Origin of the sequence: Zhongshania marina (genome assembly GCF_002915595.1) — a bacterium.
GTDB classification, from domain to species: Bacteria; Pseudomonadota; Gammaproteobacteria; order Pseudomonadales; family Spongiibacteraceae; genus Spongiibacter; species Spongiibacter marinus_B.
The window spans coordinates 21,557-38,977 of the sequence record NZ_PQGG01000010.1 but is presented as its reverse complement, the minus strand read 5'-3'; the positions used below and the strand labels follow the sequence as shown (position 1 = coordinate 38,977).

Sequence of the window (17,421 nt, the reverse complement as noted above, 5' to 3'; positions counted from 1 at the left end):
CGCGCTTTTGTTTAGTGTGCGCTAAACGCCTGCACACAATAGCCCTTTGCCAAGGCTTCAATGATTTGTGGGTCTTTAGCAAGGGCAGGGTTGTTGGGGATTTGCGCATTATCGATCAGTTTGCGTTTGATAATTGTGACGTCTTTAAAACCTTCTGCCATCACAAAAAGTTGGGCTAGCTTTTCGGCGCCGAACATATCTTTAAAATCGATATAAACAATAAACGGTGCCTGCTCTCCTTCGGTGAATTCACCCTGCGTTTTCTTGGCCGTCGCGTTAACTGAAAATAAATACATGGTGTTCTCCGGCCCGTTTACTGGCTAACAATAGCTAGCCGCAATGCAGACATATTGAGTTGTAATGATTGCAGTGCGTTCAAACCTAGCACAGTTTCTTGATCGAAGACGTCTAATTCTTCCGGCGCCACATGAGAGTTGCGGCTCATTAGAGCCTGTAAGCGCTCGCGTTCGTCGCTGCGATCAGTTTCATAGGCTTTAGTAGCGGACTTGATCCAATCTTTGGCGGCGTCTTCTGCAAGGTTTTCGATATGCGGAATCATAGCCGTAATGCTGCCGCGTACTTCTCGCAGTAATACAGGCATCAGGGTTTTCTTCACGCCTTGGGCTAGCTGGTTTAATTTGCTGTGTGCTACGGCGTTAGATAGGTTTCGGTTCTGCTGGTCTGTAACAAGACGGAAGCTTTGTGCGGGTAAATAGCGCTGTAATTGCAGCCATGCGGGTGCTTGTACGGCGGGGCTGAAAAAAGCCTCTAATAACAGCGTGCCAGGTTTAAGTGCTTTGACGGCGATGGTGCATATGCTGGCGCTACCAAAGTCGCTGGACATAACCATGTCCATTGCGCTGCTCACTAGTGGGTATTCCCAGCTGAAATAGGCGATGTCTTCGCGGCTGAGTGCGCGCTCGCGGTCAAAGGTGCCAGTAATGCCATCTTCTGGTAGGTGCGGGAACGCCTCGGTAATCATGTGATCGCCGGGGCGAAGGATGATTGCATTGTCGCTGTGGTCTTCATGATCCAAGCCGAATTGCTCTGCTAGCATTTCGATATAGTCAGCTAGGGTGTCGCTGCGTTGCTCTGCTTCAAGAGAAGCAATTAATTTGGCGGCGCGTTGTGGCTGGCATGAATTTAGTTCTAGCAAGCGGTTGCGACCCTTGCGCAGGTGTTCTTGTAACTCTTCGGCTTTAGCGGCAGCGCGTGCAATTAAAGAGTCAATAACTGTGGTGTCGGAGCTCGCGAGTGCGGCCTTGAGCTCCTCACCAAACGCGATAATAAGCGCATTGCCGACGGTGCAGGGTTGCTCAAATATATTGACCGCATCGCGATACCAATGCAGCAGTTTCTCCTGGGCGCTCCCTGCATAATACGGTACGTGGAGGTTTACATCGCCAAGTTGTCCAATGCGGTCTAGGCGGCCAATACGCTGCTCTAATAAATCTGGGTTAAGCGGCAGGTCAAACAGAACGAGATGTTGCGCGAACTGGAAGTTGCGGCCTTCGCTGCCGATTTCTGAACAGATTAAAAGCTGGGCGCCGTCTTCGGGGTCGGCAAAATAAGCGGCGGCGCGATCCCGCTCGATTAAGCTCAGGTCTTCGTGGAATACCGCGCTGGCGATTCCGCGCCGAAGTCTCAGGTGCAATTCCAAATCTTGTGCCGCATTAGAATCTGCGGCAATTAAGAGCACCTTTGCATCTGGATTCTGGAGAAGGAATTTTTCTACCCACTCAACACGGGGGTCAGCTTTGAGCCAAGCGGGGCCGAGCAGTTGCTCTGGGTGAAGTGATTCTTCAATGCTTGCTGTGGTGCAGGCCTGTTCATAGCCTGCGGGGGCATTTAGTGCGTGTTCATGGAGAACTCGCTTTGGAAAGCCGCCGACGGAGGCGCGGGTATTACGGTATAGCATGCGGCCGGTGCCGAAGCGATCGAGGAGGTCGCGAATCGTTTTGTCTAACTGTTCCGCGCTCGGATTTCTTTGCAGAGATTTTAGTTGATCGCTGCCTAGGAGCGTCTCTAAGCGTTTGCAAAACTCTGCGTCGCTCAGTGCAGCGTCGGCTGTGTCGCTTAAACCCTGTATTAGTTCGCTGATTTCTTCGTAGTGGCTTTGTTCTTCAAGAAAGGCGTCTAGGTCTGGATAGCGTGCGGGATCTAGTAGGCGAAGACGGGCAAAATGGCCATCGATGCCGGCATTTTCGGGGGTGGCCGTTAGTAACAGTACAGACGCAATTTCTGCGCTTAGGCGCTCGACCAGTTTGTATTCGGGAGATGAACTACCGTCTTCGTGCCAATGTAGGTGATGGGCTTCGTCGACGACTAGCATATCCCAGCCCGCATCGCAGAGTTGCTGCTGGCGACGCTCGTGGCTGCTTATCCAGCTAAGTGGGCAGATAACGAGCTGTGCATCTTCAAAGGGGTTTTCTTCTTTTTCTTTGGATTCTTCTTCGTCAAAGAAAATACTGCTTGGCTCGTCCTCGTACTCGTCGATTTGACGGCAGCGAGCCTCGTTAAAAATACTAAACTTGAGGTTAAAGCGGCGTAGCATTTCTACTAGCCACTGGTGGACTAAGCTGTCTGGCACCACGATGAGTACACGTTTTGCGCGCTCAAGTAGCAATAGCTGATGAATGATTAAGCCAGCTTCAATAGTCTTGCCGAGCCCGACTTCATCTGCCAGAAGTACGCGGGGCGAAGGCCTGCTTGCGACTTCGGCGGCGATGTACATCTGGTGGGGAAGTAATTGAACTCTTGGCCCTAGCAGGCCTCGGGTACTGGCAGCTTGGCTGGTGTTTTGCTGTTCTAAGGTGGCGGCGCGCAGTGCAAAGCGGCGGTGATGCTCTACTTGGCCGGCGAGTAGACGCTCTTTGGCATTGCTGAGCTTGATGCTGGCGCTCAAGATTTGTTCAGGTACGGGGTGTATCTCGCCATTTTCGTCCTTTGCAAAATACACAATGCAGCCATTGTGTTCTTGCTGCTCGGTGACGATCAGCGGGCCCTGATTGGGTACATCGATATTATCGCCAACTTGAAATAAGACTCTGGACAAAGGCGCTGCGGCTGCCGCATAGGTACGTTCTTCTTCTGCGGCGGGGAAAGCGATGACAACGCGGCGGTTTGCGGCTTCAAGAATAATACCAAGGCCGAGTTCTGGTTCGGGGTTACTGATCCAGCGTTGGCCGGCGATAAAAATAGTAGACATAAGGTATGAGTATAGCTCGATGTATTGAGTAGGTTCAGGGCGTACAGCGTAAATCAGCCTGATTTCCGGAGTGCGAATGTTACGCATCAGGGGCGCTAAGGGAAAGTCTTTATACTGTAAATCTGCCCAAGAACAGGCTTGCGCGGGGTAATTGCTTAAGAATCTAGACTATTGTCGAGTACCGTCGTGCTGGAGCTGCGCTAGACTGTATGTATTCTCGGGAGATTGCCGGTAATCGGCGTGATGGGGTTTAGGGTTGGAAAGTCAGTGGCTCGTGTTATTGGCGTTTATATACGTCGCATGTTTGTTTCTAATCGCCTGGTGGGCTGATAGGCATATTCAGCGTCCGCCAATAGTGCGAGCTTTAATATATAGTCTGTCGCTGGCCGTTTACTGTAGTTCATGGACATTTTTTGGGGCTATTGGTCAGGCCGTGAATGATGGCTGGTCGTTTGTCCCTATTTATCTTGGGCCGATTCTTCTGTTTGTATTAGCCTGGCCGTTTATTCGGCGCTTATCGGTGGTGAGCACGCGAAACCGAGTGACATCGATTGCCGACTTTATTGGCTCTCGTTACGGTAAACATCAGTTTCTAGCGGCTTTAGTGACCTTAATTGCTGTTGCTGGCAGCCTTCCCTACATTGCCTTGCAATTAAAAGCAGTGACGCAAGCTTGGTTAACCGTGCAACATATGTGGCAGCCAAATTTGGTTGCGGACCATAGCAGTACCAGTTTTATCGCGGCGCTAATATTAGTTGTGTTTACCGTGGCATTTGGTACGCGAGTGGCGGATAAGCGGCATCGTCACCGAGGTTTAATGGCGGCTATTGCGGTGGAATCGCTGGTAAAACTGACGGCGTTTGTGGTAGTGGGGCTGTTTGCGCTAGGTGTGCTATTTAGTGCGGAGCTCAACGCCGTCGAGATTGAGTATGGGAAATTGGCTAATTTCCCCGCCCCTGTCAATTTTGTTACCCAGTTAGTCTTAGCGGCGGCGGCGATTGTTTGTCTGCCTCGGCAGTTTCACGTCATGGTGGTGGAGAATCACAGTCGCCGTGATATGCGTGCTGCGCGCTGGGTATTCCCCGCTTATCTGGCGTTGTTTGGTGTATTGATTGCGCCGGTAGCTATCTTGGGGCAGTCAATACTCGGAGAGGGGGTGTCCCTTAACGCTGATATGACGGTGGTGTCTGCGCCCTTAGCTGCTGGTAGTAAGAGCTTGGCGATAGTTGCTCTGCTCGGTGGGCTTTCGGCGGCAACGGGAATGGTTATTGTGGCCTGTGTGACCTTGTCGGTAATGGTATGTAATGAGTGGGTGGTGCCGCTCTGGCAGTTTTTTAATCGCGCTCATAGTATCAATGCACGTTGGTTACAGCAGGTAAGGCGTGCGGCAATAGCGGCCGTGTTGTTGGCTGCGTGGTTGTTGGAGCAGCAGTTAAGTGGCCGCGGTGGTTTAGCGTCCTTGGGGTTACTGTCTTTTGCGGCTGCAGCCCAATTAATGCCGTCGATTCTAGCTGCCCTTTATTGGCCTAGAGCGCATTCGCGGGGCGTTATTGCCGGCTTATTTTCCGGTGGCGCAATTTGGTTTTACTGCTTACTGCTGCCCGCTTTGTTGGGTTTGGGGCATCCCTTACTTACTGACGGTTTGTTTGGCTTGTCTTGGTTGAGGCCAGAGGCATTGTTCGGCTTACCATTTCCTGATCCCTTAAGTCACGGTGTTTTTTGGAGTTTATTGCTTAACTGCATGAGTTTAGTCGTGGTGTCTTTGTTCTGTCGGTTTCGGGCGATCGAGTTGCGACAAGCGCGTGCCTTCACACAAATTCGATTGGTAAAGGGCTATCAAAAAGCCGATTTTGAACTCACCAAAATAGAAGGCTGGCAGTTGCAGCGCTTATTGACGCCACTTTTGGGTGCGGATCGAAGCCAGCAGCTTTGGCAGCGCTTTGAACAAAAAGTGGGGCAGCGTTTACTTGCCAATGACCCCGTGCCGCGCTTTGTGGTGAAAGATGTTGAGGCGGCATTGGCGGCAATTGTTGGCGCGGTGTCTGCGCACCGTACCTTGGAGTTATTGCAACGTAAAAAGCCTTTGCAGCTTGATGAATTTGTATTGTTGATTGGTGATAGTTCTAAGCAATTACAATTTGGCCAAGATTTATTACAGATAACCTTAGAGACTATTCCTCAGGGCATTAGCGTGGTGGATGCTAATTTAGACTTGGTGGCTTGGAATAGTCGTTATGTTGAGTTGTTCAATTTCCCTGAGCGTTTGCTTTATATCGGTTGCCCTATTGCCAAGGTGTATCAGTTTAATGCTGAGCGAGGCTATTTACAGAATGCCGATACGGATGTGGATGGGGCGATTACTCGGCGTTTGGATTTATTAAGCGGCGGTAAGCCCTATCGCATTGAACGAGTTTTACCAAATGGTACGGTAATTGAAGTTTGTGGTACGCCTATGGCGCGTGGCGGTTATGTCACGACTTACACAGACATTAGCGAGTATCGGCGGATGTTTAATGAGTTAGATGAGACTAGGGAACAGTTGGAGCGGCGCGTTACAGAGCGCACCTCTGCCTTGGCGGCAGCGAACGATTCCTTGGCTCATGAGAATCAAGCGCGCGCCAGAATTGAGCGGGAATTAAACTTGGTGTATGCGAGTAAAAGTCGCTTTTTAGCCGCGGCCAGCCACGATTTATTGCAGCCGATTAGCGCGGCGCGGCTATTTACTGCCGCCTTGGCTCACCGTACGAAAGGTAGTGATGTCGCGGAGGATGTCGGGCATATAGATGCTGCGTTGGTTGGCGCAGAAAATTTAATTACATCCTTGCGAGAAATCGCGCGTTTGGATTCGGGAAATATTCGGCTTGAGCGTCGCGACTTTTGTATAGCGGAAATACTTGAGCCGCTGGCCCGTGAATGTGGGCTAAGTGCCGAGCGAAATGGCTTGGAATTACGTTATCGGCCATCAACACTGTGGGTTTATAGTGATAAACAATTGTTGCGGCGGGTGATTCAGAATTTTCTTTCTAATGCCTTGCGTTATACCCGAACCGGTGGTGTTTTGTTGGCGTGTCGGCGGCGTGATAAACATGTTCTGGTTCAGGTATGGGATACCGGGTCAGGTATCTCTAAAACAGATCAATTGCGGGTGTTCGACGAGTTTGAGCGTGTTTCTGGTGCGGTGCAAAATGATGCTGATAAAGGGTTAGGGCTAGGTTTGTCTATCGTTCAACGTATTAGTGGTTTGCTGGGGCATGAGGTAACACTTGCTTCAGTGGAAGGGCGAGGCAGTGTATTCACCATTAAGGTGCCCATTGGCAAACAACAGGATCGTATTGTTGAAGGAAATACGATTGATATGGAGTCTGAACTTACCGGTGTGAGTGTGTTATGCATAGATAATGAAGTAGGTATTCGAGCTGGAATGCAAGCCTTGCTAGGGCAGTGGGGCTGCCGTGTTTTTAGCGGCGGTAATCTCGGTGAAGTGCTCGCTCAATGGCGCTTGGAAAAAGCGCCAGATATTGTACTGGCTGATTTTCATTTAGATAACGGGGAAACGGGATTACAGCTAATAGAGGCGTTGAACTATCACTGGCAGACAAGTTTGCCCGCGGTGATAATCAGCGCTGATAACAGCGTAGAGGTGCGTGCTCAGGTTGAGAAGGCGGGTTATCGATTTTTAACAAAGCCGGTTAAGCCCGCTGCTTTACGGGGTGTGATGCGTCAACTTTTACTGCGCTAAGAAATATAATTTATTAGCTTAATTGTGGAGGGGTGGCATCTAACTGGCTAAATGCCAAGGCCGCCTGTGTACGAGAGTGAACGCCGAGTTTGCGAAAAATCTCTGTCACGTGTGCTTTTACAGTCGCTTCTGTCACATTGAGTTCGTAGGCAATTTGCTTATTGAGTAGGCCCTGGACTAGCAAGCTGGCAACGCGGAATTGTTGTGGCGTAAGGCTGGCAATATCTTCAGCCATTTTCTTTTCTTTACTGTTCTGTCCCACTTGATATTTAACGCCCTCGGGAAGCCATCTAGCACCATTTATAATGACATTTATAGCGCCGCTAATTGCTTCGGCTGGGCTGCTTTTGGGTAGAAATCCCGCAGCGCCGTGGTCAATCGCACGACACATTATTTCGGGGGTTTCGCTAGCGGAAATAATCATAACGGGAATCTCAGGGTAGTGGGCTTGCAAGTGGATTAAGCCACTAAAGCCCTGTGCATCAGGCATGTGCAAATCGAGTAAAATGAGATCACTGCTAGTATCTGTGCTAAGTAAGTTTTGTAATTCTGCGATAGATGCTGCTTCGCTGACGATACAGCCTTCAAAATTCTGGGTAAGCGTTGCTTTGAGTGCTGCGCGAAATAGTGGGTGGTCGTCAGCAATGATAAATCGCAGTGAGTCCATCGGGTGCCTTTTTCTTATTGGTTTGTATAGGCAACAGTGTATAGAAAAAAGCCCTGCAATGCAGGGCAAAGACCCTTAGGAATAATTAGGCAATACTTGCTTTTGTAATGTTGTGAACCTGAATAAGTTTGGCGACAACAGCCGGATCGGCGAGGGTGGATAAATCGCCGAGATTTTCAGTGTCGTCCGCAGCAATTTTTCGCAGTATGCGACGCATGATTTTCCCCGAGCGGGTTTTAGGCAGGTCATCTGTCCATTGGATGACATCGGCTACCGCAATGGGGCCAATTTCTTTCCTTAGCCATTGCTTTAGTTCGTTGCGCAGTGACTCACATTCATCTAGCTTTTCAGTGAGGGTAACGTAGGCGTAGATGCCCTCACCTTTAATGGAGTGGGGATAGCCAACAACTGCTGCTTCTGCCACTGAGGGGTGCGCAGCGAGTGCACTTTCTAGTTCTGCGGTTCCTAATCGGTGCCCAGAGACATTCAGTACGTCATCGACTCTGCCGGTGATCCAGTAATAGCCATCTTCGTCGCGCCGCGCACCGTCGCTGCTAAAGTAATAGCCTTCAAAGGTGGAAAAATAGGTGTCGATAAAACGTTGGTGATCACCGAATATGGTGCGCATTTGTCCCGGCCAGCTGTCACAAATGACCAAATTGCCCTCGGCGGCGCCTGATAATACATTGCCGTCGTTATCAACTAGTGCTGGATGTACGCCAAAGAAAGGCAAGGTTGCGGATCCGGGTTTTAGAGCAAGAGCGCCGGGTAGAGGGGTAATCATTAAACCGCCGGTTTCTGTTTGCCACCAGGTGTCGAGTATGGGGCATTGACTGCGGCCAAATTGTTCGTAAAACCATGTCCAAGCTTCCGGATTTATAGGCTCGCCGGCAGTACCTAATAAGCGCAGTGAGCTGCGGTCGGTGTTAGCTAATGCTTCTTCGCTGTGGGCCATAAGGGCGCGAATGACGGTGGGTGCGGTGTACAGTGTATTTACCTGATGTTTGTCGATGATGCGTGCCAGTCTGCCTGCATCTGGAAAATTGGGGATGCCTTCATACATCACGATGGTGGCACCGTTGCTTAAGGGGCCATATACCGCATAGCTATGACCGGTAATCCATCCGATGTCGGCCATACACCAATAAATTTCACCGGGTTTGTAATCAAAAACTAAGTGGTGGCTTAAGGATGTGTAAACCATGTAGCCGCCGGTGGTGTGGACGGCTCCTTTGGGTTTGCCCGTTGAGCCGGAGGTGTAAAGAATGAACAGCGGGTCTTCAGCGTTCATGACCTCGGCTTCGCAAATGCTGTCTTGTTCATTGGTGAGTGTGTGGTAGTCGATATCGCGAGGTGCTTGCCAATTAATATTGTCTCCCGTGTGTTTAACTACCAAGACTTTTTCAACGAGTGTTGGTGGACAGAGTGCTATGGCGTCATCGACATTTTGTTTGAGTTCTACTCGCCGGCCGCCGCGATTTCCGGCGTCAGCGGTAATGATCAATTTTGATTGGCCATCTTGTATGCGGCCAGCTAAAGCTTCCGGAGAGAATCCGCCAAATACGACTGAATGGATAGCGCCGATACGTGCGCAGGCAAGCATCGCGATAGTTGCTTCGGGAATCATCGGCATATATAGCGTTACTACATCGCCTTTAGTCACTCCTAAGCTTTTTAAGCCGTTGGCGAGTTTGCACACCTGTGTGTGGAGTTCTCGATAGGTGTATTTGCGCTCGACGTCAGTTTCGCTGTCGGGCTCCCAAATCATTGCCAATTGGTCTGCCTGTTGATTTAAATGGCGGTCTAGGCAATTTACACTGGCATTTAACTGGCCATCTTCAAACCAGCGAATCGACAGATTATGTTTTGCAAAATTGCAATTTTTAATGGAGTTTGGAGTGACTACCCAGTCTAGGCGTTTTGCTTGTTCTGCCCAGAATAACTCTGGCGTATCAAGGGATTGTTGATATAGAGATGTATGAGCTTCAATGTCTATATAGGCATTGTTCTTTGCGGTGATGTCAACGGGATAGTAGTTCGCTGAAGGCGTTGAAGTAGTCATGACCGAGGTCTCCATTTTAAATTTATTGCGGTGGATTATCCTTAGAATGTGATTGAAATAGAATTAGACCTTGGTCTAGTTACGTCTCGTCTTATATTTTTCCCGTCATATTGTCTTATAGACTTTGGTCTATATATGACTAATGGCTAATATCGTTGTGAGCTCCTTGAGCATATAAATTTCGTGTCATTTCCGATTCGAGAGAGCTCACTATGATAATTAATAAAAAAATGACTTTGGCTGATTTGGCGGTCTTGCCGTTACGATCAAGTTTATTTGCCGGCTTGGTGATTGCTACCTTGCCACTTTCTTTAACGGCTGAAGCACTTCAGGCAGAGACTTTAGAGCAGCGAGTTGCCCGTTTAGAGCAGGCTCTTGCAGAAAAAGAGCGGTCAACCAACGCTATGCAGACTAAAGGTGCTACTGAGTACTCCTTTGGCGGCTATATAAAATTAGATGTTATCGCCAGCCAATATAGCGACGGCGAGCGCGCATTGGCCGGTGTCGGTGACGATTTTCTCGTCGCGTCGGTGATTCCAGTAGGTGGAAAATCGGGTGATAGCAACCTTGATATGCAGGCCAAGCACTCACGTATTTGGTTTAAAACGACGACTGCAACAGAGCTGGGTGCAGTTGGTACTTATATTGAAATGGACTTTGGTGTTAATCAAATTGGCGATGAGCGTATTAGTAACTCCTCGGCGTCTCGCGTTCGGCATGCTTATTTGAACTGGGAGTACAGCAAGAATAATTCATTGCTGGCCGGCCAAACGTGGAGCACCTTTTTTAATGTTGGCAGTTTGCCAGATACCCTCGATTTTGTGGGACCGGTCGGAACATTGTTTGAGCGACAAGCGCAAATACGCTGGACGCATATCTTAGGCCCTTCGAGGTCGCTAATGTTTGCGCTAGAAAACCCCTCAAGCGGTTTGTACGGCGAAGATGGATCGGCGGCCGGTGCTAGTGCCTATGATAACAATGCCCTACCGGACATGGTGCTGCGTTATAACGGGAAATCCGGTGATTTTAGTTACAGCTTTGCTGGTATGGTGCGAGAGGTCGCTTATAAACAAAACTTTAGTAACAGTCAGGCGCAGGTGGTTGCCGGTGATGACAGTGTCTATGGTTACGGCGTGAGTTTTGCCGGTGTTTGGCAGTTAGGTGAGGATGATATTCGCGTACAGCTAAACGCAGGGAATGCTTTAGGGCGCTATCTAGGCTTACAAACCTACCGCGATGGAGTCATTGAAGATAATGGTGATATTGAATTAATTGACTCTGTGGGTGGCTACGCGGCGTATCGCCATATATGGGCCCCTAAATGGCGAAGCAGTTTAGTGCTGTCGGCAAGTTCGGCTGACAATCCAAATTCGCTTGCCGATACCGTAGCTGCGTCTTACCAAAGTATGCATGTAAATTTAGTTTACGCCCCCGTAGCGGCCTTAACGTTCGGTATTGAATATATCCATGCCACTAAAGAAATTGAGAAGCCCGTCAATGGCGACGATAGAGGTGACTTAGATCGTCTGCAATTTAGCGCGAAATACATATTTTGATCATCGACTACGCTAGTCGACTAAGGTCGAATGGTGAAACTGTGATGTAACTGTAATGCTTGGTTTATAAAAGTATAAGTCGAAAATAATAGGAGAATAACAATGGCGTTTCATTCGAAAGAACTAGCAAAAGCCTATTGGCGAGAAAACGTGAAGCTCTTGCTTAGTCTGCTGTTTATCTGGGCCTTGGTGTCTTTTGGCTTCGGAATAATCTTAGTTGATGTGCTAAATCAAATTCAATTTTTTGGTTTTAAATTGGGTTTTTGGTTTGCGCAGCAAGGATCAATTTACACGTTTGTGGTGCTGATTTTTGTGTACGTATACAAAATGAATCGGCTCGACGAAAAATACGACGTTCAAGAAGACTAGGGGTGAATTATGGATATTCGAATTTGGACGTTTTTAATTGTCGGTTTGAGTTTTGTTTTGTACATCGGTATCGCGATTTATTGTCGCGCAGGCTCCACGAAAGAGTTTTATGTTGCCGGCGGTGGTGTGCACCCTGTGGTGAACGGAATGGCGACGGCGGCGGACTGGATGAGCGCGGCGTCGTTTATTTCGATGGCGGGCTTAATTTCTTTTATGGGATACGATGGCGCGGTCTATTTAATGGGGTGGACGGGTGGCTATGTATTGCTGGCGCTCTGCTTGGCACCGTATCTGCGTAAATTTGGTAAGTTTACCGTGCCCGATTTTATTGGTGACCGCTATTACTCGCAAACTGCGCGCACCGTTGCCGTTATCTGCGCGATCTTTGTGTCTTTCACTTATGTGGCAGGGCAGATGCGTGGGGTTGGCGTGGTATTCAGTCGCTTCCTTGAAGTAGACATTACCACTGGCGTGTTCCTAGGCATGGCAATTGTGTTCTTTTACGCCGTACTCGGCGGCATGAAGGGCATCACCTATACCCAGGTCGCGCAATACTGCGTGTTGATGATGGCCTATTTGGTGCCGGCAATCTTTATCTCGATCATGATTACGGGTCATGTTATTCCCCAGTTTGGCTTCGGCGCGACCTTGGCCGATGGTTCGGGGGTGCATCTGCTCGACAAGCTCGATGGCTTGTCGGCTGAACTCGGGTTTGCCGCCTACACCAGTGGGACGAAGTCGACGATTGATGTGCTGTTTATCACTGCAGCATTGATGGTGGGTACGGCGGGTTTGCCTCACGTGATTGTGCGCTTCTTTACCGTACCTAAGGTGAAAGACGCGCGTAAGTCTGCGGGCTGGGCGTTGATCTTTATTGCGGTGCTTTACACCACAGCACCCGCGGTTGCCGGTTTTGCACGGCTGAATATGATCAACACCATTAACGGTGCCGATAGTCAGGGTACTGAGTACAGTGAAGCGCCGACGTGGGTGACCAACTGGGAGAAAACCGGCTTAATCGGCTGGGAAGATAAAAACGAAGATGGCCGTATGTTCTACTCCGGCGACGAGCGCAACGAGATGCATATTGATCGGGATATTATGGTCTTGGCCAACCCCGAGATTGCCGATCTTCCTGCATGGGTGATTGCCCTAGTTGCCGCGGGTGGCGTTGCTGCAGCCTTGTCTACCTCGGCAGGTTTGCTACTGGTTATCTCAACATCGATCTCCCACGATTTGCTGAAGCGAAATCTGATGCCGAATATATCGGACAAAATGGAGCTTCGTTATGCACGTAGTGCGGCAGCGGTGGCGGTGTGTATCGCTGGCTATCTGGGGATAAATCCGCCGGGCTTTGTCGCCCAAGTGGTGGCCTTTGCCTTTGGCTTGGCGGCATCGAGCTTTTTCCCTGCCATCATCCTCGGTATCTTTTACAAACGCATGAATAAATACGGTGCGATAACGGGCATGGTTAGTGGTCTCTTGTTTACTGCTACCTATATTGTGTATTTCAAATTTATCAATCCTGCGGCCAGCGTGCCTGAGAATTGGTGGTTTGGGGTGTCGCCAGAAGGGATTGGTACCTTAGGCATGATTGTTAACTTTGCAGTGGCCGCTGTGGTGTGCCATTTAACACCGCCGCCACCGCAAGATGTACAGGATATGGTAGAGAGTATTCGCTACCCACAGGGAGCGGGTGAAGCCCAAGTTCACTAAGCTCACATAGCGCGAGGCGCCAAGCCGCTACCGATTTTCGGTGGCGGCTTTTTTTGTCTTATGGTGTTTTCACCCTTTTAGACGTTAACTTGGTAAAATGCTGGGCTGCGGCCGTTTATACTCGGTCGAATAGCTATTTCGGGATAAATAATGGCATTGGATTTTGAAGAGCTACTTCGTTTCGTTGATACCGTTTTAACGGCCAATGAAGGCGATCATTTTACGACCTTAGGCATTCGCCCAGAATATGTTGAGCGTCATCGGGTTGGTATGTCTATGTCCTACAGCGACACATTGATTGGTGACCCGGATACGGGCGTTATTCATGGCGGCGCAATCACCGCCTTATTGGATACTTGCTGTGGCTTTGCCGCCGCGACGGTATTAGTAGATTTGGCGATGACGCCAACCATCGATTTACGTATCGATTATATGCGCGCGGCGACCCCTGGCCAAACGGTGTATGCCGACGCGGAGGTTTATCGCGTCACTGAGAGTGTGATTTTTGCGCGAGCTCTTGCCCATCATGGTGATCGCGAGAAGCCAATTGCATCCGCTGTTGGTAATTTCTTCCGAATGGAGCTCGCGTTGTTTACCGATATGCGTCGTGAGTTTCGTGCAGCGCAAAAATTGAAACAATCAGGGCAGAAGTCCCGTGGTAGCGACAATGAATGATTTGGAATTGCATCAACTTATTAACCGAGTTCCTTATGCGCAAACGCTTGGTATACAAGTGGGAGGGGAGAACGATTGCTTTTTGTTACCGACCAAAAAGAGCAATATCGGCAACCCGACACTGCCAGCGTTACATGGTGGGGCAATTGCTGGTTTTATGGAGTTGTCGGCAATGATGTATGTCTTGCGGCATAGCAACAGTGAAAAATTTCCCAAGGTGGTCGATTTCGCGGTGGACTATGTGCGTGCAGGCAAGTATGTGGCTACACATTCGCGCTGCAAGTTGGTCTATCTCGGTAGGCGAATGATTAACGTGAGTATAAGTGCGTGGCAGGAAGATGAAGCTGCGCCTATAGCAATGGCTAGGGCGCAGTTTTTGGTTAAAGAGTGAAACTTTAATTTAGCCTAAGGTTTGCTTTGCAAATATTGTTTTGGCGTCATATTAAACCAGCGTTTAAACGCTCTATTAAATGAGCTTTGTTCGTTGTACCCCAATAAACCCGCTATTTGTGACATGGGTATGGCGTCGTGCGCAAGAAGTTTTTTAGCTTCAGTAATCCTAACTTCGTCAACAAGTGCTTCAAAGGTATACCCTTCAGATTGCAATTTTCGGTGCAGGGCACGTTCATGAAGTTTCATGTTTTCTGCAATTACGGGGCGTGACAGTTGGCCGGTCGGTAGCAGTTTTTGAATTAAATGACGAGCTTGCTTGCTGGTCGATAAATTCGGTTTACTTGTGGAGTTGGAATCTATTTCTACCATCGAGAGGTAGCTGGATACCAAACCGTGAAGCTGAGGGTTGTGGGAGCTCAATTCGATATCTAAAAAGTCGGTGTCGAGCTCTATTGAATCATATTTTTGATTAAATACCGTTGGGCAATTGAACGCGCTTTGATAATGCTTTTCGGGACCAATTTTTGAATGGCGGAAATGAACGGCCCGCGCTTTAAATTTTCCTTCGGTAAGCAGGTGAATAATGTGAAGTGTGCAAGCGACAGCGTGCTCTACTGCCTGGCGGCTGTTATTGGCGTTGACGAGCTCTAAGCAGGCATAGCTTGGCTGGTCCTCACTCTCTCTCAATGTGAGTGAAATGGCGGGGGTGAAATGGTACAGAAATTTTCCTACACTTGTTAATGCTGACCTGACATCGTGCGCAGATAGTGCTAAAAAAGCAACTGGACCAAGAATAGAGTGATCCTGTCGCATAGCAAGTTGTAAGCCAATATTGGGTAGATTTAGGCTTGTGGCACTTAACTCAAGTAGGTCGATAAAGCTTTGATATGGGAAAAAATAGTCTTCCTGATCTAGTTGACTGTAATCTATACCTGCTTTGAGGCATAAATCCTCAGCATTACCTTGTAGCTCCTCAATTAGGGATACAAAATTATTTAGGCAGCTGGCCCGTACGCGTGCAGTCATTGAGTCTCACAGGTATATAGGTATTGTTATCGTTGTGGGTACGTTTTTGATCTGCTCGGAGCATAGCAAGAATATGCAGAGTTTCCTACTCAGGGAATGAGTGGCACTTCGGTGTAGGCGGGGGAGCTACCCATTGTCTGCACGGCTGCTTTGGTGCTGTTTGTTTATATTGGTTTCGGGGGGCTACTGTATGACGAACTAAATATAGCGCGGGAACACTCGCCCGCATTTAAGGGCGAGCGGTGAAAGGTGTTTTAAAGTTGTGAATTAATCAGCCCATCGATTAGGGGAAGGGTTGGAATAAATGGCTTTAAATTTTCACTGTAAGTCGCCTGTATTACATCGCCACCAGGTAATCCGGAGAGAACGTTATTTATGATTAGGTTGCCCTGTAGTAGATCGCTGATAACGATAGTATTTTCCGGCCCTTTTAATAGAACATCATAAGTGATTAGTAATGGATTATTTGGCAGTATATTGAATAGCGGTGACGAATTTAACCCAATGGCTGCGGTGGTTGCTTGGAGTGGGTCAACTAGCGTCACCACTAATCCCCCGCTTAGGCTCCCCAATGTGTCGGTAATACCCTGAAGCGGACCTAAGCTTTGGGCGTTGACAAGTGATGGGCCAGTCATTAATGCTGCGGTTAAAGTTGAGTACGGAAGTAGTTTTTTTAACATTATTTTCTCCGGTATATAAAAGTGACGGGGTTATACGAGCGTCCATGCTCTTTGAGTAAGCTAATACATCCAGTATTACGCTGCTTTAATTCGCTCCTCTCAGCATACCGCTTGAACAATTTTAGCCATCGCTGCAGGGGGTATATTGTAAAACATTGCGGCAGGGTCAGATGCAATCGCATGGTAAATAGCATCTTGCTTATCTTGGTTGACCTCCCAGCGTTTAAAGTTGGTTGTACAGCCTATGCGCTGTTGGAAGTCTATTAAGAATTTAATGCAATTGCCCAATAGTTCTTGGTCACTACCATTTTGAGAAAGATTGAGTGCTTTGGCGAGCCGCTGCCCTTTGCCTGCATAAAATTCAGGGCATGCTTCCATCACGACGGGAAGGAGCGCGGCATTGGCGTCGCCGTGGGGGATGTGGAACATGCCGCCGAATGCGTGGGCGCAGTTGTGAATGGGGATTGCGTTTAGGCTACCGCCGAAGGCGTCGATTGCTAGGCTGCTCGCTTGTAACATATTTGAGCGCGCGACAACGTCCTTGCCATTATCGATCACCTTGGGCAAATTTTCGACAATCATTTGTGCGGCATGAAATGCGTGAGCATCTGTCATGGCATTCGCAGTTGGCGAGGCGACAGCCTCCAGTGCGTGTGTTAGAGCATCCATTCCTGTTGCAGCGGTGAGGAAGTCCGGTAGTCCTAAGCACAGATTCCCGTCTAGTACCGCCATGTCGGGCTCTAGAAAAGGCGCGACAAGGTTGGTTTTAATACCTAAGGCTTCATTGTAGAACACCGCTACTGGTGAAACCTCTGCTCCTGTGCCAGCAGTGGTAGGTACGCCGATATGAGGGATCCCCGAGTGCTGGCAGCTTGGCCAGGCATCAATTTTAATCCCACTCTGAAGTAAGTCGGCGATATCTGTTGCCCCGTGTTGAAGGGAGTATTTGACACCTTTTGAGGCATCTAGAACACTGCCGCCACCCACTGCCAGAATGGCATCGGCCGCCACGGACCTAGCATAAGCAGTTGCAGCGTTTACGGATTGGCAGGCTGCGTCTTGGCTTATGCCGGTATAAACGCCTACTAGCACGGCTTTATTGCTAGAGCAGCTGGCGAATACTGCCTTTATTTGGTCTACGATGCCGGCCTGTTCGAGACCAATATCGCTAAATAGCACCACTCTTTTGGCACCCATGCCTTCAAATAGCGCGGGTATGCGAATAACTGAGCCTGCGGCGCAATGAATCGTGCTGCGCATATTGTACTGATAGTAATGTGAGCTAGACATGCTGGTATCCTATTAATAATTAGCGTTCAATTAGCTGGGT

13 protein-coding genes are annotated in these 17,421 nt (G+C 49.0%); 6 read left to right on the top strand and 7 right to left on the bottom strand.

Translation table 11 applies throughout. The features are described 5' to 3' along the window. Positions 1-11: 11 nt before the first annotated feature. On the bottom strand, positions 12-296 hold the full coding sequence (locus tag C0068_RS04360; protein WP_103683271.1) for a hypothetical protein: 285 nt from the start codon (positions 294-296) through the stop codon (positions 12-14). Between the two features lie 17 nt (positions 297-313). Beyond that, positions 314-3,208, bottom strand: a complete 2,895-nt coding sequence (gene rapA, locus C0068_RS04355) for an RNA polymerase-associated protein RapA (protein WP_103683380.1) — start codon at positions 3,206-3,208, stop codon at positions 314-316. A 433-nt stretch (positions 3,209-3,641) separates the two neighbouring features. Here rapA and C0068_RS04350 point away from each other — a divergent pair, with 433 nt between their 5' ends. Then, positions 3,642-6,947 carry a hybrid sensor histidine kinase/response regulator gene (locus C0068_RS04350; protein WP_233208733.1) on the top strand — a complete coding sequence of 1,102 codons (3,306 nt, stop codon included), beginning with the start codon at positions 3,642-3,644 and terminating at the stop codon, positions 6,945-6,947. A 13-nt stretch (positions 6,948-6,960) separates the two neighbouring features. Here C0068_RS04350 and C0068_RS04345 read toward each other — a convergent pair whose 3' ends face one another. Together C0068_RS04345 and acs are read right to left on the bottom strand one after the other, a co-directional pair. After that, the gene (locus C0068_RS04345; RefSeq protein WP_103683269.1) at positions 6,961-7,614 is read right to left on the bottom strand and encodes a response regulator transcription factor; all 654 of its coding nucleotides are present in this window, start codon (positions 7,612-7,614) and stop codon (positions 6,961-6,963) included. An 85-nt stretch (positions 7,615-7,699) separates the two neighbouring features. Next, positions 7,700-9,676: an acetate--CoA ligase gene (gene acs, locus C0068_RS04340; RefSeq protein WP_103683268.1), complete on the bottom strand. Its 1,977-nt coding sequence runs from the start codon at positions 9,674-9,676 to the stop codon at positions 7,700-7,702. A gap of 212 nt (positions 9,677-9,888) precedes the next feature. Between acs and C0068_RS04335 the strand changes: the two genes are divergently transcribed. The 5 genes from C0068_RS04335 to C0068_RS04315 all read left to right on the top strand — a co-directional run bounded on the left by C0068_RS04335 (position 9,889) and on the right by C0068_RS04315 (position 14,383). Further along, the gene (locus tag C0068_RS04335) at positions 9,889-11,232 is read left to right on the top strand and encodes a DcaP family trimeric outer membrane transporter (RefSeq protein ID WP_199176110.1); all 1,344 of its coding nucleotides are present in this window, start codon (positions 9,889-9,891) and stop codon (positions 11,230-11,232) included. Positions 11,233-11,334: 102 nt separating this feature from the next. Beyond that, positions 11,335-11,601 carry a DUF4212 domain-containing protein gene (locus C0068_RS04330; protein ID WP_103683267.1) on the top strand — a complete coding sequence of 89 codons (267 nt, stop codon included), beginning with the start codon at positions 11,335-11,337 and terminating at the stop codon, positions 11,599-11,601. 9 nt (positions 11,602-11,610) lie between these two features. Further along, complete coding sequence (locus tag C0068_RS04325; RefSeq protein ID WP_103683266.1) at positions 11,611-13,317, top strand: sodium:solute symporter family protein; 1,707 nt, start codon at positions 11,611-11,613, stop codon at positions 13,315-13,317. Between the two features lie 150 nt (positions 13,318-13,467). Next, positions 13,468-13,992: a PaaI family thioesterase gene (locus tag C0068_RS04320; RefSeq protein ID WP_052763527.1), complete on the top strand. Its 525-nt coding sequence runs from the start codon at positions 13,468-13,470 to the stop codon at positions 13,990-13,992. Continuing rightward, positions 13,985-14,383, top strand: coding sequence for a PaaI family thioesterase (locus C0068_RS04315; protein WP_047012463.1), 399 nt, complete (start codon positions 13,985-13,987; stop codon positions 14,381-14,383). Before C0068_RS04320 ends, C0068_RS04315 begins: the two co-directional genes overlap by 8 nt. A gap of 14 nt (positions 14,384-14,397) precedes the next feature. On the opposite strand, the gene C0068_RS04310 is transcribed toward C0068_RS04315, so the two are convergent. The 3 genes from C0068_RS04310 to C0068_RS04300 form a co-directional block, all read right to left on the bottom strand. Beyond that, positions 14,398-15,411 carry an AraC family transcriptional regulator gene (locus tag C0068_RS04310; RefSeq protein WP_047012462.1) on the bottom strand — a complete coding sequence of 338 codons (1,014 nt, stop codon included), beginning with the start codon at positions 15,409-15,411 and terminating at the stop codon, positions 14,398-14,400. A 254-nt stretch (positions 15,412-15,665) separates the two neighbouring features. After that, entirely contained in the window at positions 15,666-16,091 is a 426-nt protein-coding gene (locus C0068_RS04305) for a hypothetical protein (protein WP_047012461.1), read from the bottom strand. A 99-nt stretch (positions 16,092-16,190) separates the two neighbouring features. Then, positions 16,191-17,381, bottom strand: a complete 1,191-nt coding sequence (locus C0068_RS04300; RefSeq protein WP_008251353.1) for an iron-containing alcohol dehydrogenase — start codon at positions 17,379-17,381, stop codon at positions 16,191-16,193. Between the last annotated feature and the right edge of the window lie 40 nt (positions 17,382-17,421).

What these genes read in the sequence shown, in the direction of transcription:
- C0068_RS04305 (WP_047012461.1), bottom strand. Translation starts at nt 16,091, where the DNA reads ATGTTAAAAAAACTACTTCCGTACTCAACTTTAACCGCAGCATTAATG.
- C0068_RS04360 (WP_103683271.1), bottom strand. Translation starts at nt 296, where the DNA reads ATGTATTTATTTTCAGTTAACGCGACGGCCAAGAAAACGCAGGGTGAA.
- C0068_RS04335 (WP_199176110.1), top strand. Translation starts at nt 9,889, where the DNA reads ATGATAATTAATAAAAAAATGACTTTGGCTGATTTGGCGGTCTTGCCG.
- C0068_RS04325 (WP_103683266.1), top strand. Translation starts at nt 11,611, where the DNA reads ATGGATATTCGAATTTGGACGTTTTTAATTGTCGGTTTGAGTTTTGTT.
- C0068_RS04310 (WP_047012462.1), bottom strand. Translation starts at nt 15,411, where the DNA reads ATGACTGCACGCGTACGGGCCAGCTGCCTAAATAATTTTGTATCCCTA.
- C0068_RS04330 (WP_103683267.1), top strand. Translation starts at nt 11,335, where the DNA reads ATGGCGTTTCATTCGAAAGAACTAGCAAAAGCCTATTGGCGAGAAAAC.
- acs (WP_103683268.1), bottom strand. Translation starts at nt 9,676, where the DNA reads ATGACTACTTCAACGCCTTCAGCGAACTACTATCCCGTTGACATCACC.
- C0068_RS04345 (WP_103683269.1), bottom strand. Translation starts at nt 7,614, where the DNA reads ATGGACTCACTGCGATTTATCATTGCTGACGACCACCCACTATTTCGC.
- C0068_RS04300 (WP_008251353.1), bottom strand. Translation starts at nt 17,381, where the DNA reads ATGTCTAGCTCACATTACTATCAGTACAATATGCGCAGCACGATTCAT.
- C0068_RS04315 (WP_047012463.1), top strand. Translation starts at nt 13,985, where the DNA reads ATGAATGATTTGGAATTGCATCAACTTATTAACCGAGTTCCTTATGCG.
- C0068_RS04320 (WP_052763527.1), top strand. Translation starts at nt 13,468, where the DNA reads ATGGCATTGGATTTTGAAGAGCTACTTCGTTTCGTTGATACCGTTTTA.
- rapA (WP_103683380.1), bottom strand. Translation starts at nt 3,208, where the DNA reads ATGTCTACTATTTTTATCGCCGGCCAACGCTGGATCAGTAACCCCGAA.